This is a genomic window from Bacillus cereus, from assembly GCF_007678085.1.
Taxonomy (GTDB): Bacteria; Bacillota; Bacilli; order Bacillales; family Bacillaceae_G; genus Bacillus_A; species Bacillus_A cereus_BE.
In genome coordinates this window covers 366,697-385,823 of the sequence record NZ_VEDW01000005.1, presented here as the reverse complement: position 1 = coordinate 385,823, position 19,127 = coordinate 366,697, and the positions used below count along the sequence as shown (strand labels likewise).

Below are 19,127 nucleotides of genomic sequence, written 5' to 3'. Positions count from 1 at the left end.
TTACTAGCCCCACCAATCGGGCTTTTACGGGCAGTTAGTCCCCTCTCCACTTTCTTGGCTTCAGCCAAATTTCGAGTATGATTCTTACCACCCGTTAATGCGGGATAAAAAATTCCCTTATGAAAAAAAGAGGCAACTAGATCTTACCAATCTAGTTGCTCCAAGAAGTTATATACATCCTCATGTAGCTCGTCACGCTCTTTATCAAGTGTAATGACATGCGTAGAGTCTTCATACCATTTAATTTCTTTTAACGTAGATTCTACACCGTTATAAATAATGTTAGCACTATCTGTATTAATCATTTCATCATGACGTGCTTGTACAACAAATGTCGGTGCATAAATCATATCCACATTGTTACGTACGTCAGCAATTAATTGTTGTAATGCTTTTAATGTATTCATCGGTGTCTGTTGGAATTCCAACATTTCTTGTTCGATTTGCTCTGGTGATTTTTGCTCACGCTTTTTATATTCGCGGGCGTATGCCAATATACCTTGGTACATCGTTTCTTCACTCTTAATATACATCGGTGCACACATTGGTACTACACCTAAAACCGGTACTGTATAACCTAATTTTAAAGAAAATACTCCGCCAAGTGACAATCCAACAACAGCAATTTTCTCAAAGCCTTTATCTTTTAAAAGCTGATATGCCTCCGTTACGTCTTGCCACCAATCTTCAGGACCTGTATGAACAAGCTCTTCTGGTGGTACACCGTGCCCTTTATAAATTGGCGCATGACAAGTGTAGCCTTTCTTTTCTAAGAAACGCCCTAACATACGTACATCAGCTGAGTTTCCTGTGAATCCATGTAGTAATAAAACAGCGCGGTCTCCACCCTCAAATGTAAATGGTTTCGGAGATGCTAATTTCATCATGTACTTCTCCTCTTTCTCTTCTGTAATCTAGTCGTATTCTTTCTATATCTAGTGTACCATATTTATATTTCTATAATCTAATTAGAAACATCTTTCATATGGCAAAACAAAAAAAGAAGAACCATTAGTACATCTTACTAACGCTTCTTCTTTCAATTCTATAAATTTAAGTACGTAACAGCAATTGTTAATACAAAGAATAGAACAGCTAAAACAATTGTAATACGGTTTAATACCGCTTCAATTCCACGTGCTTTTTGCTTACCAAATAATTGCTCTGCACCGCCTGAAATTGCACCTGAAAGGCCTGAGCTATTACTAGACTGCATAAGTACCATAACAATCATTAAAATCGATACAATAATAAGTAAAACGGATAATAACGTATGCACTTGGCGTACCTCCTACAAAGATTCAGTTATTGTAACTGTAGCATAAATTCTATAGAAAAGCGAGAGCTATAGGGTTGCTCTCGCTTTTCTTCTATTACATGAACATCATTGCAAATAAAGGTCCGAGCAAACATGTCAAAATTGCTGTTAATGTCATTGTTACAGATCCAATAACACCTTCATGTTCATTATTTTTCATCGCTCTCATGACGCCCATAATATGAGAAGCACATCCAAATCCGATACCTTTACCAACTGAATTTGTAACGCGGCTCCATTTTAATAAAAGTGGGCCGGTAATCGTTCCAGTAATACCCGCAATAACAACGAAAGCTGCTGTTAATGACGGTACACCACCAACTTGTTCTGAAACACTCATCGCAACTGGCATTGTTACCGATTTTGGTAAAGAAGATAAAATTAAGCTTTTATCAGTTCCCATAAGTGATGCAATAGCAAAATCGCTCGCGATTGCAACTGTTGTACCTACTAATACGCCACCAGCAATCGGTACAACATACTTTTGAAGAACGTGACGTTGTTTATAAAGAGGAATTGCAAATGCTACAACACCGGGTCCCAGTAGTTTTGCAATCCAGCCGCCACCACTTTCCATATAATGTTGATATGGTATATCAAGCATGATAAATAAGAAAGCCATTAATCCTGTTGCTACAAGCATTGGAATGGTGAATGGTGTTGGAAATACTTTATAGATTTTTTTAGATAATTGGTATAATAGCACCGTAAAAAGAACCCAACCAATTCCGATTAATATTTGACTCATCGCGACTCTCTTTCCTTTCTATTCGCAAGATATTGTCCTGTATGTCCTGCGACAATAATAATTAAAAATGTGCTCGCTACAATTGTAATGAAAAGAGAAATTCCTTTACTCATAAAAAAAGCACCGTAATTCATTAGGCCAAGCGTTGGCGGAATTAATAAAAACGGCATAATAGCAACGAGTGTTTCTGCTCCTAAATCGAACCATTTCACTGGAAGAACTTTTAGGCTAAGTAAAACAAGTAAGAGGAACATCCCAATCAAACTTCCTGGAATCGGAATATTTAACATTTCTTGTACCCAAGTTCCAACCATATAAAAAACGTAAAGAGCAGCAATTTGGACAAGAATCTTTGTAAATTTCATGTTCATCATCCCTCATGTTTATACGATCTTCTGTTAATATCTTTATCATAGTATAAATTGTAAAAAGCTGCAATTTATCAACTTGACAGCAAAAACAGCCTATGTTAGACGCTTACAACCTTGATATGACTGGATTTCTGCGTAGAAATTAAGTCAAAAACCTTGACCTAATATAAAAAGTTTTTATTTTCTGAATTTATAAGGTTGTTATTTCAATAAAGTAATCTTATTATCCTTAAGCTTACATATATATAAAGTGAAACTTTAATCAGTGGGGGGGTTCTTCATCCCCCTACTGATTATTAGCCCTCACCCATCGGACTTTAATGGGTAGCCCGACCCCCACCTAAATTCTTTGCTTTCGCTGAATTTTGAGGTGGGGGTCTTACTGCCCATTAAAGTGGGATAAATAAGATAGGTGGTGAACATATGCCCAAAAAAGTTCTTATTTTTTGTGATCCTGGGATTGATGATGCGATGGCCCTCCTCTTAGCATTCTTTATCGATGAAATAGAAATCGTCGGTATTGTTGCAGATTACGGCAATGTTCCAAAAGAAATGTCCGTACAAAATGCTCATTTTCTTAAGCACGAAACAAAAAATAGAAATATTAAGGTATTTGGTGGTTCAGAACAACCGCTTACTGGTGCCCCTCCTGCTTTCTTTACGAATGTACACGGGAAACAAGGACTCGGGCCAATTATTCCAAAAGAAAATGTGACTAACGGAGAGATGGAGAATTTTTTCGAAGTTATTCCTCTTATTGAACAGTATAAAGATGAATTAATCATTGTAAGTTTAGGAAGACTTACCTCCCTCGCAATTTTATTCATCCTATGTAAACAGCTAATGAAGCAAATTAAATCTTACTACGTAATGGGCGGTGCCTTTTTACACCCTGGTAATGTTACACCTATTTCCGAAGCAAACTTTTATGGCGATCCTACTGCGGCTAATATAGTCCTTCAATCCACAGCTAACATGTATATATACCCGTTAAACGTCACTCAATATTCCATCATTACACCAGAAATGGCTGAATACATTGAAGCAAAGGGAAAAGTCCCACTTGTCAAACCGTTATTCGATCATTATTACTACGGATATTATAAAGATGCCCTACCAGATTTAAAAGGAAGTCCCTTTCATGACACAATGCCAATACTCGCTTTACTTGATAACTCTATGTTTACGTATCACAAATCACCTATCGTTGTCATGACGGAATCCTATGCACAAGGAGCAAGCATCGGGGAATTTCGTTCTTTAAGGGAATCTAATCCATTTGTCGATTGGCCGAGTCATCAAATCGCAGTTGATTTTGATTATAACCGTTTCTTTAAACATTTCATGTCACTTATGACGGGTGAGCAATTTTAACATAAAAAAACAGACCGTGATTTCTCACGGTCTGTCGTTATTTTCTACAATTATCGTTTGATGTTGTAGAAAGATTTGATACCATCGTAAACAGCGATTTCGCCTAGTTCGTCTTCGATGCGTAATAATTGGTTGTACTTAGCAATACGGTCAGTACGGCTCATAGAACCAGTTTTGATTTGGCCAGCGTTAGTTGCAACTGCGATGTCAGCGATTGTAGCATCTTCAGTTTCACCAGAACGGTGAGATACAACTGCTGTGTAACCAGCACGTTTAGCCATTTCGATAGCTTCGAAAGTCTCAGTTAAAGTACCGATTTGGTTAACTTTAATTAAGATTGAGTTAGAGATACCTTTTTCGATACCTTCAGCAAGTTTTTGAGTGTTAGTTACGAATAAGTCGTCACCAACTAATTGTACTTTATCACCGATACGCTCAGTTAATAATTTGTGACCATCCCAGTCGTTTTCGTCTAAACCATCTTCGATAGAGATGATTGGGAAGTCTTTGCAAAGCTCTTCGTAGAAATCAACCATTTCTGCAGAAGTTAAGCCAGTACGGCCTTCGCCTGCAAGGTCATATTTACCAGTTTCTTTGTTGTAGAACTCAGAAGAAGCAACGTCCATTCCTAAGAATACATTCTCGCCAGCTTTGTAGCCAGCTTTTTCGATAGCTTCGATGATTACTTCTAATGCTTCTCGGTTAGAACCAAGGTTTGGAGCGAATCCACCTTCGTCACCTACTGCAGTGTTAAGACCTTTGTCATGTAATACAGCTTTAAGTGCATGGAATACTTCAGCACCCATACGGATTGATTCTTTGAATGTTGGAGCACCAACTGGTAAGATCATGAACTCTTGGAAGTCTACGTTGTTATCAGCGTGAGAACCACCGTTGATGATGTTCATCATTGGAGTTGGTAATTGTTTTGCATTGAATCCACCAAGGTAACGGTATAATGGAAGACCTACGAAGTCAGCTGCTGCGTGAGCTACTGCCATAGATACACCAAGGATAGCGTTAGCGCCTAGTTTACCTTTGTTTGGAGTGCCATCTAATTCGATCATAGCACGGTCGATACCAGCTTGGTCAGTTACGTCGAAACCAACGATTTCTGGAGCGATTGCTTCGTTAACGTTGTTTACTGCATTTAGAACACCTTTACCAAGGTAACGAGATTTGTCACCGTCACGTAATTCTACTGCTTCGTGCTCACCAGTAGATGCACCACTTGGTACGATAGCGCGTCCGAAAGCGCCGCTTTCTGTGTAAACTTCTACTTCTACAGTTGGGTTACCACGAGAGTCAAGGACTTCGCGAGCATAAACATCAATAATTGTTGACATAATAAATTCTCTCCTTTTTATATAAGCAAATTATTTAATAATTGTTTTACCTGTCATTTCTTTCGGTTGTTCCACATTTAAAAGTGTAAGCATTGTTGGGGCGATATCTCCTAAAATACCACCTTCACGAAGCTCTACGTCATTTTTTGTAACGATGAAAGGAACCGGGTTAGTTGTATGAGCAGTCATTGGCTCGCCATCAGCAGTTAACTCCTGATCAGCATTACCATGGTCAGCAGTAATAAGTGCTACACCATCTTTTGCAAGAATCGCTTCTACAACTTTTCCTAAACATTCGTCAGTTGCTTCTACTGCTTTAATTGTTGGTTCCATCATCCCAGAATGGCCAACCATATCACAGTTCGCAAAGTTAAGAATGATAACATCATGTTTATCATTTTCGATTTCATTTACTAGAGCGTCCGTTACTTCGTAAATGCTCATTTCAGGTTTCAAGTCATATGTTGCAACCTTCGGTGAGTTAATTAAGATACGCTCTTCTCCTGGAAATTCAGCCTCACGACCACCGCTAAAGAAGAATGTAACGTGTGGATACTTTTCAGTTTCCGCGATGCGAAGTTGCTTTAATCCCGCTTGCGCAACAACTTCACCTAATGTGTTATCAAGATTCATTGGCTTAAATGCCACATAACCATCTACAGTTTCACTAAAGTGTGTCATACAAACGAATTCAGGAATGTGAGGTACTTTTTCACCACGATCGAACTCACGGAAGTCTTCGTTTGTAAATACACGAGCAATTTGAATTGCACGGTCTGGACGGAAGTTATAGAAGATAACTGCATCATCATCATTGATTGTTGCAACTGGCGTGTCATCTTCGTTAACAATTACAGACGGCAATACGAATTCATCGTAGATACCATTTGCATAAGAGTCTTCTACACACTCTTCTGCTGATTTATAAGTAGGGCCTTCACCATTCACCATAGCACGGTAACATTTTTCTACGCGATCCCAACGCTTGTCACGGTCCATGGAGTAATAACGACCAGAGATAGTCGCGAATTGTCCTACTCCTGTTTCTTTAATTACTTCATTTGTTGCATCAATATAACCTTGTGCTGTTTTTGGTCCAACATCGCGGCCATCTAAGAATGCATGAATGTATACTTTCTCAACGCCTTCTTTAGCTGCTAAGCGAAGAAGAGCAAACATATGGTTCATGTGACTGTGCACACCACCGTCAGAAAGTAAACCGAATAAATGAAGTGCAGTACCTTTTTCTTTTACGCTTTTAATTGCACTTTGGAACGTTTCGTTCTGATCGAACTCACCTTCACGAATTGCAACGTTTACGCGTGTTAAGCTTTGATATACTACGCGGCCAGCACCGATATTTAAGTGACCAACCTCAGAGTTACCCATTTGACCTTCTGGAAGACCTACTGCCTCGCCACAAGCTGTAAGCGTTGTGTGAGGGAATTTGTTCCAGTAACCATCAAAATTAGGTTTCTTAGCTTGTGCTACAGCATTCCCATGAGTTTCTTCACGTAGTCCGAAACCATCAAGAATGATTAAAGCTGTTGGCTTTCTCATTTTACCGCCCCCAGAAGACCTAAGAACGAAGCAGGCTCTAAGCTAGCACCGCCAACTAAAGCGCCGTCGATGTCAGATTGTGCCATATACTCTTTAATGTTTTCTGGTTTTACGCTACCGCCGTATTGAATACGAACAGCTTCTGCAGCTTCTGGAGAAACAGCTTCTGCAACAACTTTGCGGATGTGCGCACATACTTCGTTTGCATCTGCAGAAGAAGAAGATTTACCTGTACCGATAGCCCAGATTGGCTCATAAGCGATAACAGTTGCTTTAACTTGCTCTTCTGTTAAACCTGCAAGTGCTTTTGTCACTTGACCTGCTACTAGATCAAATGTTTTTCCGCTTTCGCGCTCTTCTAAAGTCTCACCACAACATACGATTGGTGTTAAACCATGTTCAAATGCTGCGATAGTCTTTTTGTTTACTGACTCATCTGTTTCAGCAAACATTTCACGACGCTCAGAGTGGCCAAGTACTACATAGCCTACTTTTAAGTCGCTAAGTGCTACTGGGCTAATTTCGCCAGTGAATGCACCATTTTTTTCGAAGTGCATGTTTTGTGCACCTACTTGTAAGTCAGTTCCTTCAGTCGCTGCTACAAGGCGCTCTAAGAATAGAGCTGGAGAGCAAACTACTGCATCAACAGCTGAAGCTGCTGGGATTTGACCTTTAACTTCCTCTACGAAGCTAACTGCTTCAGATAGAGTTTTATTCATTTTCCAGTTACCTGCGATAATTGGTTTACGCATGCTTTGCACCGTCCTTTTTCTTTGGCTGCTACTTATTTGTCGTTAAGACAAACTACACCTGGAAGCTCTTTACCTTCCATGAATTCTAATGACGCACCGCCGCCAGTAGAAATGTGGCTCATTTTATCAGCCATACCGAATTTTTCAACAGCTGCTGCAGAGTCACCACCGCCGATAACAGAGTATGTATCTTCTGCATCTGCTAATGCTTGTCCTACTGCTTTTGTACCTTCTGCGAATGGAGTCATTTCGAATACACCCATTGGTCCATTCCATACAACAAGCTTAGAATTTTTAATTACATCTGCATAAATTTCACGTGTTTTAGGACCGATGTCCACGCCTTCCCAGTTAGAAGGAATAGAGTCGATACCAACGATTTGAGTTGTTGCAGTTTCAGAGAATTCCTCTGTGATTACAACGTCAACTGGCATGTAGAAGTTTACGCCTTTTTCTTTTGCAAGTTGCATAAATTCTTTAGCTAGTTCGATCTTGTCGTCTTCACATAGAGATAGACCAATTTCATGACCTAAAGCTTTAACGAATGTGTAAGCAAGTCCGCCACCGATGATTAAGTTATCTACTTTGTCTAATAGATGACGAATTACACCGATTTTATCTTTTACTTTCGCACCACCGATGATAGCTGTGAATGGACGTTCTGGGTTAGAAAGTGCTTTACCTAATACATCTAACTCTTTTTCCATTAATAGACCAGATACTGCTGGTAGGTAGTCTGCGATTCCTGCTGTAGAAGCGTGAGCACGGTGAGCTGCACCGAATGCATCATTTACGAAGATGTCAGCAAGAGCTGCAAATTCTTTCGCAAGTTCTGCATCGTTCTTTTCTTCGCCCGCATAGAAACGTACGTTTTCAAGAACTAATACGTCGCCTTCGTTCATTGCTGCAACCATTTCTTGTGCAACTGGTCCGAATGCTTCGTCTGCTTTTTTAACATCTTTACCAAGAAGCTCGCCTAAACGTGCTGCTACTGGAGTAAGACGTAATTCTTCTACTGCTTGACCTTTTGGACGGCCTAAATGACTTGCTAAAATAACTTTCGCACCTTGCTCTACTAAATATTGAATTGTAGGAAGAGCTGCACGGATACGAGTTTCATCTGTAATTTTGCCTTCTTTCATAGGTACGTTGAAATCAACGCGGCAAAATACACGCTTACCTTTTAAATCTACGTCACGAATTGATTTTTTGTTCATTGGATTTCCCTCCGACTACTAGTTAGGATTGACAAAACCCACTCAAAAGCTTAACACATTTGCTTTTAAAACGAAAGAAGAGAGAGAGGGAACAAACCCTCTCCCTCGTTTTGTCATTGATAGCTTATAGAATTAAGAATTAAAGACCTTTAGAAGTCATGTAAGCTGCTAAGTCTACTACGCGGTTAGAGTAACCAGTTTCGTTATCGTACCAAGAAAGTACTTTAACCATGTTACCTTCCATTACCATTGTAGATAATGCATCGATTGTAGAAGAAGCTGTACATCCGTTATAGTCGATAGATACTAATGGCTCTTCGCTGTATCCAAGGATACCTTTTAATTCGCCTTCAGCTGCTGCTTTGAATGCTGCATTTACTTCTTCAACTGTTACTTCTTTGTCAAGTTCAACAACTAGGTCAACTAGAGAAACGTTAGCAGTTGGAACACGTACAGCGCCACCGTTTAATTTACCTTTAAGTTCTGGTAATACTAATGCTACAGCTTTAGCTGCACCAGTAGATGTTGGGATCATGTTTTCAGCTGCTGCACGAGCACGACGTAAATCTTTGTGTGGTAAGTCTAAGATTTGTTGGTCGTTAGTGTAAGAGTGAATTGTTGTCATCATTCCGCGTTTTACGCCGAATTTTTCGTTTAATACTTTAGCGAATGGAGCTAGACAGTTTGTAGTACAAGAAGCGTTAGATACTACGTTGTGGTTAGCTGCATCGTATTGTTCGTGGTTAACACCCATAACTACAGTGATATCTTCGTCAGAAGCTGGAGCTGAGATGATAACTTTCTTAACTGATCCACCTAAGTGTTTTTCAGCGTCTGATTTTTTAGTGAAACGGCCAGTAGATTCTACTACTACTTCTACTCCGTAGTCGCTCCATGGTAATTGAGCTGGGTCACGCTCAGCGATAACTTTAATTTCTTTACCGTTAACAACGATGCTGTTTTCGTTAGCAGATACTTCTGCATTTAAAGTTCCGTGAACTGTGTCATATTTTAAAAGGTGAGCTAATGTTTTAGCATCTGTTAAGTCGTTGATTGCTACTACTTCTACCTCAGAGTTGTTAAGAGCTGCGCGGAATACGTTACGTCCGATACGTCCAAATCCATTAATACCAATTTTAGTCATTTGAATTTCCTCCTTGGGGGATTATATTAAAGGGTAATACCCTTTGTTAACTGTTTTGCTGCACCTTCATCTGTAATTAGAATCGAAGTGTGCCCTTGTTTAATTACAGCCTGTATTGCCTTTGCCTTTGAAGAACCTCCAGCGACTGCCACAACGTGAGATACATGTTGTAAATCCTCAAGTTGCATACCAACTGTTCTTACTTTATGAACAACATTTCCTTGTTCATTAAAGTAGTAACCGAAAGCTTCGCCAACTGCTTCGCTTGCTTGAATCTTTAACCAATCTGCTTCTGAAGTATTTCTGCGACGTGCCATTGTTAACGCATCACCTATTCCATGAATGACGATATTGGAAGATCGAATCAACTCAAGAACTTCTTTCACGGAAGGCTCTGTCACAATAGACGCATATGCTTCGCTACTAACATGGTCTGGAACATACAATAAGCGATAATTACTCATCGTATTTTGTGCCATCTTGGCACAAATGGTATTGGCTTCTAATTCGACGCCCTCTCCAATTCCACCACGTGCTGGGACAAATAGCATATGTAAATCTTTGCAATCAAGCTGCATCATGTCCGCAGCAGCAGCTAGCGTAGTTCCTCCAGCCACAGCAACGATATTATTCGCTGTCAGACGGTCTTTTATACAAGTCACACAAGCACGGCCCATCTCCAGTTTGACCCAAGGCGATTCATCACTATCACCAGGGACAACGAAAACTTCATCCAAGTCTAATGTTTCCTTAAGTTGCTTTTCTAAAACCTTTAACCCGGAAATTTCTTTCATAAAGTCTTCCAAAGCAAGAACTAAAGCTGTTCCTTCTTCTGTCAAAGTCATTCCAGAAGAAGCGACGTGAACTAAGTTTTGTTCTTTCAAAACTTGAACTTCACTTCGCAATACTCGTTCTGTCATACCGAGACTTGCTGACAAGTTTCTTCTTCCAATCGGCTGCATGAGCCTAATGTATTGAAGAATTTGCATTCTCGTTTGCATAACAGGTAGCAGATCAGGTAATAATTTTTTTGTGTTCTGAATCCATGAGCGCATATCTTTTCTCCTCACTACATTGGTTCATTTTTCCTTGTGGTCACTTTACGTCCCGTAGTGACATTTTGTGTCCCACATAGGTTAAAAAAATAATCCCTGCTACGTGTATTATTGTAACAGGAGATAGAAACTTATTCAACTCTTAACTGCATTCTTTATATAGTTTATTATGACACCTTTGTGAATGTTACCATATTCTACTTGTTTCCCGCCTATTTCTACAACCGGAATCATTAGGTGATATTTTTCTAAAAGGTCATTATCTTCATATATATCTATTTCCTCGATTTGAAAAGAATATTCACATTGTACTTCCTGTAAAACTTGTTTCGCCTTCACGCAAAGGCCACAATCTTTTTTTGTATACAGTACAACTTTCATTTTCTTCACCTATCCGATCGTTTTTCGTAATGACGACGCTGGAATATGCATTTGTTCTCTATACTTCGCCACTGTTCTTCGAGAAATAACGATTTCATGCTCTTCTTCTAATAATTTCGAAATCTTTTGATCTGAAAGTGGCTTTTTCTTATTCTCTGCCTCAACAAGCGTTTGAATAAACTGTTTTACACGTTTTGTAGAAACTGCTTCATCTTCAGTCGTTGAAACGGCATTACTAAAGAACGATTTCATCTCAAATAAACCATGTGGTGTTTGCACATATTTATTTCGCGTTGCACGACTAATTGTAGATTCATGCACACTTAACTCTTCTGCTACCTCTTTTAAAGCAAGTGGCTTTAAATAAGCCGGACCTTCCCAGAAAAAATCACGTTGTTTTTCCATAATAATAGTCATCACTTGAAGAAGCGTTTGTTTTCTCTGTTTTAAACTTCGCATAATCCACTGCACATGCTGATACTTTTCTGACACGTAAGATGCTACTTCGCTTTCACTATCATTCAGAAGTGCACTATACTCAGAATGAATTTCAATTCTCGGCATATTTCTCTCGTTCATTTGTAAAACGAGACGATCGCCATCTTTTTTCACCGCCATATCAGGCACAATATAAAGTGGTTTATCAGAGGAAAACGCAAGACCTGGTTTTGGTTGTAATGACGTTATACAATTTACCGCATCCTGCAATTCTTCATTACTACACTTCAACACTTGAACGAGCTTTCGCCAATCCTTCTTCACGAAATAAGCGAAATGATCTTCCACAACCTCTTCTGCTAATCCATTCCGTCTTTGTAAGCGCTTCAATTGCAAAGTTAGACATTCCTGAATATTACGCGCGCCTACCCCTGCTGGCTCGAGTGATTGGACAAGCTCTACAGAGCGGTCAACTACATGAAGCGGTGCGGAAAGGAGATCTGCTAACTCCTCGTTCGTTTCTTGTAAATATCCATTTCCATCCATGTTCATAATAATGAAAGAAGCTGCTTTTCGCTCTTCTTCCTCTATTTTATAATACTGTATTTGATTTAATAAATGTTGCTGAATCGTTGTAGAATCCACACTGTAGATTTCCATCTGATTTTCGACTTGTTTGCTGGTACTTTTACTGTTGTTAGAGCTCTTTTTCTTCTCCCTCTCAAAACCACCTAACTCAATAAGGGGATTCTCTAACGATTGCTCATACAAAAACTCCGATAATTCTTGTACATTATACTGGAGCATTGTAATCGCTTGCCTTAACTCTTGTGTCATTGCCAAACGTAAGCTTTGTTCTTGTAAAAGACTTGCCTTCAAACTAATCTCCCCCTTGTTTCTATTGTACAATAAGTTTGGTAAAAGGAGAATGCTATCACAGACACCCATTCCAAAATATTATTAATTTATATGTATTAATGAGATTTACAACTTACAACCGAAATTTGAATAATATTGAAAGAAAATAATAAAGCACAACAGCATTGTTACCAAGTACTAATAGTAAATCTTATCACTAGATATAACAAGAGAAAAATAAAAAAGTCCTAACCTACAAAACGTAAGTTAGGACTTTTTGACGCGCCCAGAGGGATTCGAACCCCCGGCAGACGTGGTACCGGAAACCACCGCTCTATCCGACTGAGCTATGGGCGCATGATTATAGAAAACACTTCATTTTCTTTTCATAATAATAGCAATAAAATCCATCTAAATCAATAAAAATATCCCTATAATCCGTTATGCAACTTAGTTATGAGTATATTAACAAAACACTCTCCCCTATATTTTCCAATCATAATTTCACCCCAACTCACAAATTATAACCTTTGAATTGATATTCCAAAGGGGGCTTCATTCAATGACTGTAATTACGAAACTAAAGCAAACTGTTTCTGGATTAAAAAGTGCACAAGCTAGCTTAGAGGGATTCGCTCTTGATACGGATAACCAACAAGCGAAGCAACTTTTCCAAACAGCTGCGCAGCAAACACAAACGATTATCGATTCTTTAAACCCACGCGTTGAAGAAGTCCAACAAGAAGAACCACAATACTCACAGCAATAACGGATAGTTATGCTGTGAAATAGAAAAAGGATGATATGCAGTCATCCTTTTTCTATCACATTACATATTGCAATAGAAATGGAATGATAATTATGCGAAAACTCGGCCTCATAACCGCATTATTTGCCCTTCTATTTAGCTCTTTTACCGGATGTGATAATAGTCCCTTAGATAAAAAAGTGAAAGAAGAAGCAAAACGAACGGAGAAAGAAAAAGGTCCCAAATTAACAAAGACAAGTACGGAATCCTTTAATCAATCTATATCACAAGGAGCGAAGAAAAGGGCTCTCGCTATGGATGAAATTATAAAAAGCACAGCAGTGAATTCAAATTTAGATCTCTACATAGCAGTTACACCTGAGCATCACGAAAGGTTTGGATTAAAACCTCTTCGTAAGAAGCTTCAAAAACAACTAAGTGATGAACATCCTACTTTCGATGTTCGTGTAAGTACAGATAAAAAAATCTTTATGTTACTCGAAAAGCTTGAGAGCAAGATCAAGAAAAAAGAAGTATCGAAAGATGAAATTAATAAACAATTAAAATTCATTGGTAAAAAAATGGAGTCTAACACTTAACGCTTTTTAATAGAAAAGGAAGGATCGCAATGTCTAGTAAAGATAAGAACTTAACCCCCGTGCAACAGGAGTATAAAAAATTCGAGCAAGAACGAGAACCAAAGCGCCCTGTCTTAAAAAATTGTATAAAAGCCTTTTTCGTCGGTGGTTTTATTTGCTTCATCGGACAACTCATTTCTACGTTTTATATCACATATTTTGATTTTACTGAGCGTTCAGCTGGAAATCCAACAGTCGCAACTCTCATTTTCATTTCCATGTTACTAACTGGTTTCGGTATATATGACCGCTTTGGGCAGTTTGCTGGAGCAGGCACAGCTGTACCTGTCACTGGATTTGGTAACTCTGTTATTGCCGCATGTATCGAACACCGAACGGAGGGATTTGTCCTTGGTGTTGGCGGTAACATGTTTAAATTAGCTGGATCCGTTATTTTGTTTGGTGTATTTTCAGCTTTCGTCATCGCACTTATTAAAACGATTCTCGTTCAATGGGGAGGGCTATAAATGTTACAAGGGCACCGAACGTGGGTATTCGAAAACAAACCAGTTATTATCTCGACAGGAGTCGTTGGCGGGCCGTTTGAAGCAAAAGGGAAAATCCCAGAAGACTTCGATATCCTTCATGAAGATTTATGGCTCGGACAAGATTCCTATGAAAAAGCACATAAAATTTTATTTGAAGAAGCTTGTAGCCGCGCCACTGAAAAAGCAGAACTTCGTAAAGACGATATTCAATTCGTACTTGCAGGAGATTTAATTAATCAAATTACCCCTACAAGCTTTGCTTGCCGTACACTGGGTACTCCTTATCTCGGATTATTCGGCGCTTGTTCTACTTCTATGGAAGGTTTAGCACTCGGGGCAAGTATTGTAAATGCAAAAGGCGCAAAATATTTACTAACCGGGGCATCTAGTCATAACGCTGCTGTAGAAAAACAATTCCGCTATCCAACTGAATACGGAGGTCAAAAACCTCCTACCGCACAATGGACAGTAACCGGGGCAGGCGCGGCTATTTTAAGTGACACTGGACATGGCCCTAGGGTAACATCTGCCACGATCGGACGAGTGATTGATATGGGATTAACAGATCCTTTTAATATGGGTGGTGCGATGGCCCCGGCAGCTGTCGATACAATTGAGGCTCATTTACGCGAACGACAAATTGACGCCTCTTATTACGACTTAATTGTAACAGGGGATCTTGGACATGTCGGTCGTGAAATTGCTTATGACTTACTACATAAACACGGTACAAAAGTAACGAGCGAACAGTTTCAAGATTGCGGGATACTCATTTATAGAGAAGGACAACCTGTCATAGCTGGTGCTAGTGGACCAGGATGCTCCGCAACAGTCGTGTACGGTCATTTATTAAACCGAATGAAAAGAGGAGAGTTCAAAAAAATACTTGTCGTTGCGACAGGCGCTTTACTATCTCCACTTACATTCCAACAAGAAGAAACGATTCCGTGTATCGCTCACGCCGTTTCGATTGAATTTGGAGGTGCAACGCAATGATTTTTTTCTGGGCTTTCGTCATCGGCGGACTCATATGTGTAATTGGCCAACTTATGTTTGATGTTGTAAAACTTACACCCGCTCATACAATGGCAACACTCGTTGTTGCCGGAGCTATATTAGACGGATTCAATTTGTATGAACCATTAATTGATTTTGCTGGAGCCGGGGCAACTGTACCTATTACAAGTTTCGGTAATGCCCTCGTTCACGGCGCAATGGAAGAAGCCGCAAAACATGGTATCGTTGGCGTCATTACCGGCATGTTTAAAGTAACGAGCGCCGGTGTATCCGCAGCTATTATTTTCGGCTTCATTGGAGCATTGCTATTCAAACCGAAAGGATAAGAGGTGTTTGTATGACAGTTATCGCTAGCGTTAAAACCTGCCTTGCTAGTGTAAGGGGAGCTCAAGCAAGCCTAAGTTCCCTTTCGCTAAATTCTACAGACAATGAAGCTAAACGCGTATTTCATGAATGTATGTTAGAAATGGACAGTGTCATCGCTGATTTACAGGATAGAGTTTCAGTATTAGAACGTGAAGAACCTCAATATAAAGGGTTTTAAGTAGACTGGAGGAAATGACTATGTCTCACCTACCGGAATGGACACTTGTCATCCTTCGCTCTGTATTCATATTAATTATTTTATTCACTATTACAAAGTGCTTAGGAAAAAGGCAAATTTCTCAACTTTCCTTTTTTGAATACATAGCGGGAATGACAATCGGTGATATCGCTGCTCAAATAGCTACAGGGCTTGATCAAAAGTTTTTCCATGGTGTCTTCGCTATACTTATTTTCGCCTCGGTACCTTTTTTCGTTGGCATTCTCTCCTTAAAAAATAAAACTGCTAGAGACTTTTTTGAAGGAAAATCAACTGTGTTAATAAAAGATGGAAAAGTACTCGAGGATAATTTAAAGAAAGAGAAATATACAAGTGATGAGTTACTTGAACTTCTTAGAGGAAATGGTGCATTCAGTATAGCTGAAGTCGAATTCGCTGTCTTAGAACCGAGCGGAGAATTAAATGTATTATTAAAGAAAGATGCTCAGCCACTTACTGCAAAAGATCTCGGTTTAAAAGTACCGAATGAAAAAGAACCACAAACTGTTATTATGGATGGGAATGCACTAGATGGCCCCCTTTCAGCAAGCGGGCATAACCGTGCTTGGTTACATTCAGAACTAGAAAAGCTCGGTGTCGTTATTGAAAATGTCTTTCTCGGTCAAGTGGATTCATACGGACAACTTACTATCGATATTTATAATGATAAACTACAAATGCCTTCTCCTCAAAACAAGCCTTTACTATTGGCATCTTTAAAAAAATGTCATGCTGATCTTGAACTATTTTCCCTAGAAACAAAGTCGAAATCAGCAAGCGAAATGTATAGTAAAAACGCGAAACACATCGAAAAAATTTTAAATAAAGTAACCTATCTTTTAAAAGAATAGATATCGAAAGAACGCTTCAGTAAAAAGGCGTTCTTTTCTTTTTGTATGCAGCTTTCATGACGTTTAAATTTATGTAATTCGGTTATGATGTTGAAGATACATAAGCAGGGAATTTCAAAAATATAGCGAATAATTCATGGTACAACTACATATTTTTTTGATTTAAAGTGGTTTCGTTTGACCTTTATTGACCATAATTGTATTATAAGACTAAGAAAGCTTTAGAAGGAGGAAATAACAGATGAATTTAATTCCTACAGTAATTGAACAAACAAATCGTGGAGAACGCGCTTACGATATTTACTCTCGACTATTAAAAGACCGCATCATTATGCTTGGTAGTGCAATTGATGACAACGTAGCTAACTCAATCGTTTCCCAGCTTTTATTCTTGGAATCTCAAGATCCAGAAAAAGATATTCACATTTACATCAACAGCCCTGGTGGTTCTATCACAGCAGGTATGGCAATTTACGATACAATGCAGTTTATTAAACCACAAGTATCAACAATCTGTATCGGTATGGCTGCATCTATGGGTGCATTCTTACTTGCAGCAGGTGAAAAAGGAAAACGTTATGCACTTCCAAACAGTGAAGTAATGATTCACCAACCACTTGGTGGAGCACAAGGTCAAGCGACTGAAATCGAAATCGCTGCTAAACGTATCCTATTCTTACGTGAAAAACTAAACCAAATTCTTGCTGACCGCACAGGTCAACCACTTGAAGTACTACAACGCGACACAGACCGCGACAACTTCATGACAGCAGAAAAAGCTTTAGAATACGGTTTAATCGATAAGATCTTTACAAATCGTTAATAGATTTAAAGCGGAAGCGCCCTATAATAGGGCGCTTTTTTATGGTCAAACCTCCGCACATGCATCCCCCCCAACAAACAAAAAAAAACAAAAAAGCTATCGCACATGCGCGATAGCTTCTTATTGTACATATGCAGCTAATGCTTCTAAAGCTTCTTCTGCATCTGAACCTTCTGTTGTAATTGTTATCATGCTACCAGTTCCGATTGCTAAGCTCATAATCCCCATTATGCTCTTTGCATTCACTGTCTTTCCATCTTTCTCGATGAAGATATCCGCATGAAAGCGATTTGCCTCTTGTACAAACAACGCAGCCGGACGTGCTTGTAAACCGTTTTTTAATGAAACCTGAACTCTTTTTTGAACCACAGCTCCATTTCCCCTTTAACCTCTTATTTTTTTGCTACCGTTTCCCCCGCGCGTAATTTCTCTGCAATCTCATCGATTTTACGCAAACGATGATTAATACCCGATTTACTAATTTTCCCCCCGGATACCATCTCACCTAACTCTTTCAATGTTACATCTTGATAATCTCTTCTTAATTGTGCAATTTCTCGCAGTTTATCTGGTAATATATCAAGACCAACCGTCTCATCAATATAGCGGATATTTTCAATCTGCCTTAGCGCTGCACCAATTGTTTTATTTAAATTGGCTGTTTCGCAGTTCACTAAACGATTTACTGAATTACGCATATCGCGAACGATTCGAATGTCTTCAAATCTTAAAAGTGCATTATGAGCGCCTATAATATTTAAAAACTCCGTAATCTTTTCTGCTTCTTTCAAATACGTAATGTACCCTTTTCTTCTTTCCAACGTCTTACTATTTAAATCAAATCCGTTCATCAGTTCACATATAGCATCATTATGTTCCTTATATAACGAAAAGATCTCTAAATGATAAGATGATGTTTCTGGGTTATTTACTGAACCACCTGCTAAAAATGCACCGCGTAAATACGATCGTTTACAACATTTCTTCTCAATCAATTCTTGTGATATATTTCGAATAAATGAAAAGTCGTCTCGAACAATATGAAGATCAGCTAATATTTCACGAGACTTCTCAACAAGCCGCACAATATATACATTATTTTTCTTCAATCGCATTTTTTTACGAACAAGTAATTCTACCGTCACGTCATATCCTTTTTTCAAAAGCGTATAAATCCTTCTTGCAATTGCCGCATTCTCCGTTTGAATATCGATAGATAGACGACGATTTGAAAAAGAAAGCGAGCCGTTCATCCGAAGTAACGCTGATAATTCTGCTTTCTCACAGCATTCCTTCATCTCAAGATTCGTCAACTCTTTCTTTGTTTCTGATGCAAATGACACAGTCAACACCTCCTTATACGATTATTGTGGAACAAAAATCTTGTCCTATATGAAATGATGAGCGTTACCCCAAA

At 39.0% G+C, this 19,127-nt stretch carries 23 protein-coding genes and 1 tRNA gene; 9 read left to right on the top strand and 15 right to left on the bottom strand.

Going from position 1 to position 19,127, the window contains the following annotated elements; all coding sequences use genetic code 11:
- Positions 1-143: 143 nt before the first annotated feature.
- From estA to FS742_RS22295, 4 genes are all read right to left on the bottom strand, one after another.
- Positions 144-884 (bottom strand): carboxylesterase, encoded by a 741-nt coding sequence (estA, locus tag FS742_RS22310; protein WP_166702843.1) that lies wholly within the window; start codon positions 882-884, stop codon positions 144-146.
- Positions 885-1,045: 161 nt separating this feature from the next.
- Positions 1,046-1,279: a preprotein translocase subunit SecG gene (gene secG, locus FS742_RS22305; RefSeq protein ID WP_000557263.1), complete on the bottom strand. Its 234-nt coding sequence runs from the start codon at positions 1,277-1,279 to the stop codon at positions 1,046-1,048.
- A gap of 94 nt (positions 1,280-1,373) precedes the next feature.
- On the bottom strand, positions 1,374-2,066 hold the full coding sequence (locus FS742_RS22300) for an LrgB family protein (protein WP_144615142.1): 693 nt from the start codon (positions 2,064-2,066) through the stop codon (positions 1,374-1,376).
- Positions 2,063-2,431 (bottom strand): CidA/LrgA family holin-like protein, encoded by a 369-nt coding sequence (locus FS742_RS22295; RefSeq protein ID WP_000673220.1) that lies wholly within the window; start codon positions 2,429-2,431, stop codon positions 2,063-2,065. The genes FS742_RS22300 and FS742_RS22295 overlap by 4 nt, the downstream gene beginning before the upstream one ends.
- Positions 2,432-2,860: 429 nt before the next feature.
- Here FS742_RS22295 and FS742_RS22290 point away from each other — a divergent pair, with 429 nt between their 5' ends.
- Positions 2,861-3,811, top strand: a complete 951-nt coding sequence (locus tag FS742_RS22290; protein WP_144615140.1) for a nucleoside hydrolase — start codon at positions 2,861-2,863, stop codon at positions 3,809-3,811.
- Positions 3,812-3,861: 50 nt separating this feature from the next.
- On the opposite strand, the gene eno is transcribed toward FS742_RS22290, so the two are convergent.
- The 9 genes from eno to FS742_RS22245 form a co-directional block, all read right to left on the bottom strand.
- Positions 3,862-5,157 (bottom strand): phosphopyruvate hydratase, encoded by a 1,296-nt coding sequence (gene eno, locus FS742_RS22285; RefSeq protein ID WP_000103948.1) that lies wholly within the window; start codon positions 5,155-5,157, stop codon positions 3,862-3,864.
- A gap of 30 nt (positions 5,158-5,187) precedes the next feature.
- Entirely contained in the window at positions 5,188-6,717 is a 1,530-nt protein-coding gene (gpmI, locus tag FS742_RS22280) for a 2,3-bisphosphoglycerate-independent phosphoglycerate mutase (RefSeq protein ID WP_029440956.1), read from the bottom strand.
- Complete coding sequence (gene tpiA, locus FS742_RS22275) at positions 6,714-7,469, bottom strand: triose-phosphate isomerase (RefSeq protein WP_001231038.1); 756 nt, start codon at positions 7,467-7,469, stop codon at positions 6,714-6,716. Before tpiA ends, gpmI begins: the two co-directional genes overlap by 4 nt.
- A gap of 32 nt (positions 7,470-7,501) precedes the next feature.
- On the bottom strand, positions 7,502-8,686 hold the full coding sequence (locus tag FS742_RS22270; protein WP_001036332.1) for a phosphoglycerate kinase: 1,185 nt from the start codon (positions 8,684-8,686) through the stop codon (positions 7,502-7,504).
- Between the two features lie 139 nt (positions 8,687-8,825).
- Complete coding sequence (gene gap, locus FS742_RS22265) at positions 8,826-9,830, bottom strand: type I glyceraldehyde-3-phosphate dehydrogenase (RefSeq protein WP_000161236.1); 1,005 nt, start codon at positions 9,828-9,830, stop codon at positions 8,826-8,828.
- A gap of 26 nt (positions 9,831-9,856) precedes the next feature.
- On the bottom strand, positions 9,857-10,885 hold the full coding sequence (gene cggR / locus FS742_RS22260; RefSeq protein WP_001258183.1) for a gapA transcriptional regulator CggR: 1,029 nt from the start codon (positions 10,883-10,885) through the stop codon (positions 9,857-9,859).
- A 135-nt stretch (positions 10,886-11,020) separates the two neighbouring features.
- Entirely contained in the window at positions 11,021-11,266 is a 246-nt protein-coding gene (locus FS742_RS22255) for a glutaredoxin family protein (RefSeq protein WP_029443579.1), read from the bottom strand.
- Between the two features lie 9 nt (positions 11,267-11,275).
- A complete protein-coding gene (rpoN, locus tag FS742_RS22250; RefSeq protein WP_144615138.1) occupies positions 11,276-12,583 on the bottom strand; it encodes an RNA polymerase factor sigma-54 in 1,308 nt (435 codons plus the stop codon).
- Between the two features lie 260 nt (positions 12,584-12,843).
- Positions 12,844-12,919 (bottom strand) — tRNA-Arg (locus FS742_RS22245).
- 205 nt (positions 12,920-13,124) lie between these two features.
- Here FS742_RS22245 and FS742_RS22240 point away from each other — a divergent pair.
- From FS742_RS22240 to clpP, 8 genes are all read left to right on the top strand, one after another.
- Positions 13,125-13,331 carry a DUF1657 domain-containing protein gene (locus FS742_RS22240; RefSeq protein WP_000216166.1) on the top strand — a complete coding sequence of 69 codons (207 nt, stop codon included), beginning with the start codon at positions 13,125-13,127 and terminating at the stop codon, positions 13,329-13,331.
- Between the two features lie 92 nt (positions 13,332-13,423).
- The gene (locus FS742_RS22235) at positions 13,424-13,909 is read left to right on the top strand and encodes a YhcN/YlaJ family sporulation lipoprotein (RefSeq protein WP_144615136.1); all 486 of its coding nucleotides are present in this window, start codon (positions 13,424-13,426) and stop codon (positions 13,907-13,909) included.
- A 29-nt stretch (positions 13,910-13,938) separates the two neighbouring features.
- Positions 13,939-14,415 carry a stage V sporulation protein AC gene (spoVAC, locus tag FS742_RS22230; RefSeq protein WP_000095399.1) on the top strand — a complete coding sequence of 159 codons (477 nt, stop codon included), beginning with the start codon at positions 13,939-13,941 and terminating at the stop codon, positions 14,413-14,415.
- Positions 14,416-15,432: a stage V sporulation protein AD gene (gene spoVAD / locus FS742_RS22225; protein WP_144615134.1), complete on the top strand. Its 1,017-nt coding sequence runs from the start codon at positions 14,416-14,418 to the stop codon at positions 15,430-15,432. It abuts the gene before it with no gap.
- On the top strand, positions 15,429-15,779 hold the full coding sequence (spoVAE, locus tag FS742_RS22220; protein ID WP_000575924.1) for a stage V sporulation protein AE: 351 nt from the start codon (positions 15,429-15,431) through the stop codon (positions 15,777-15,779). The genes spoVAD and spoVAE overlap by 4 nt, the downstream gene beginning before the upstream one ends.
- An 11-nt stretch (positions 15,780-15,790) precedes the next feature.
- Positions 15,791-15,997: a DUF1657 domain-containing protein gene (locus tag FS742_RS22215; RefSeq protein ID WP_085312777.1), complete on the top strand. Its 207-nt coding sequence runs from the start codon at positions 15,791-15,793 to the stop codon at positions 15,995-15,997.
- A gap of 20 nt (positions 15,998-16,017) precedes the next feature.
- Entirely contained in the window at positions 16,018-16,887 is an 870-nt protein-coding gene (locus tag FS742_RS22210) for a DUF421 domain-containing protein (protein ID WP_144615132.1), read from the top strand.
- A gap of 241 nt (positions 16,888-17,128) precedes the next feature.
- Positions 17,129-17,710, top strand: a complete 582-nt coding sequence (clpP, locus tag FS742_RS22205; protein WP_001049162.1) for an ATP-dependent Clp endopeptidase proteolytic subunit ClpP — start codon at positions 17,129-17,131, stop codon at positions 17,708-17,710.
- A 120-nt stretch (positions 17,711-17,830) separates the two neighbouring features.
- On the opposite strand, the gene FS742_RS22200 is transcribed toward clpP, so the two are convergent.
- Together FS742_RS22200 and whiA are read right to left on the bottom strand one after the other, a co-directional pair.
- Positions 17,831-18,079 carry an HPr family phosphocarrier protein gene (locus tag FS742_RS22200; RefSeq protein WP_000250307.1) on the bottom strand — a complete coding sequence of 83 codons (249 nt, stop codon included), beginning with the start codon at positions 18,077-18,079 and terminating at the stop codon, positions 17,831-17,833.
- A gap of 23 nt (positions 18,080-18,102) precedes the next feature.
- Positions 18,103-19,053, bottom strand: a complete 951-nt coding sequence (whiA, locus tag FS742_RS22195; RefSeq protein WP_000006563.1) for a DNA-binding protein WhiA — start codon at positions 19,051-19,053, stop codon at positions 18,103-18,105.
- Positions 19,054-19,127: the final 74 nt, after the last annotated feature.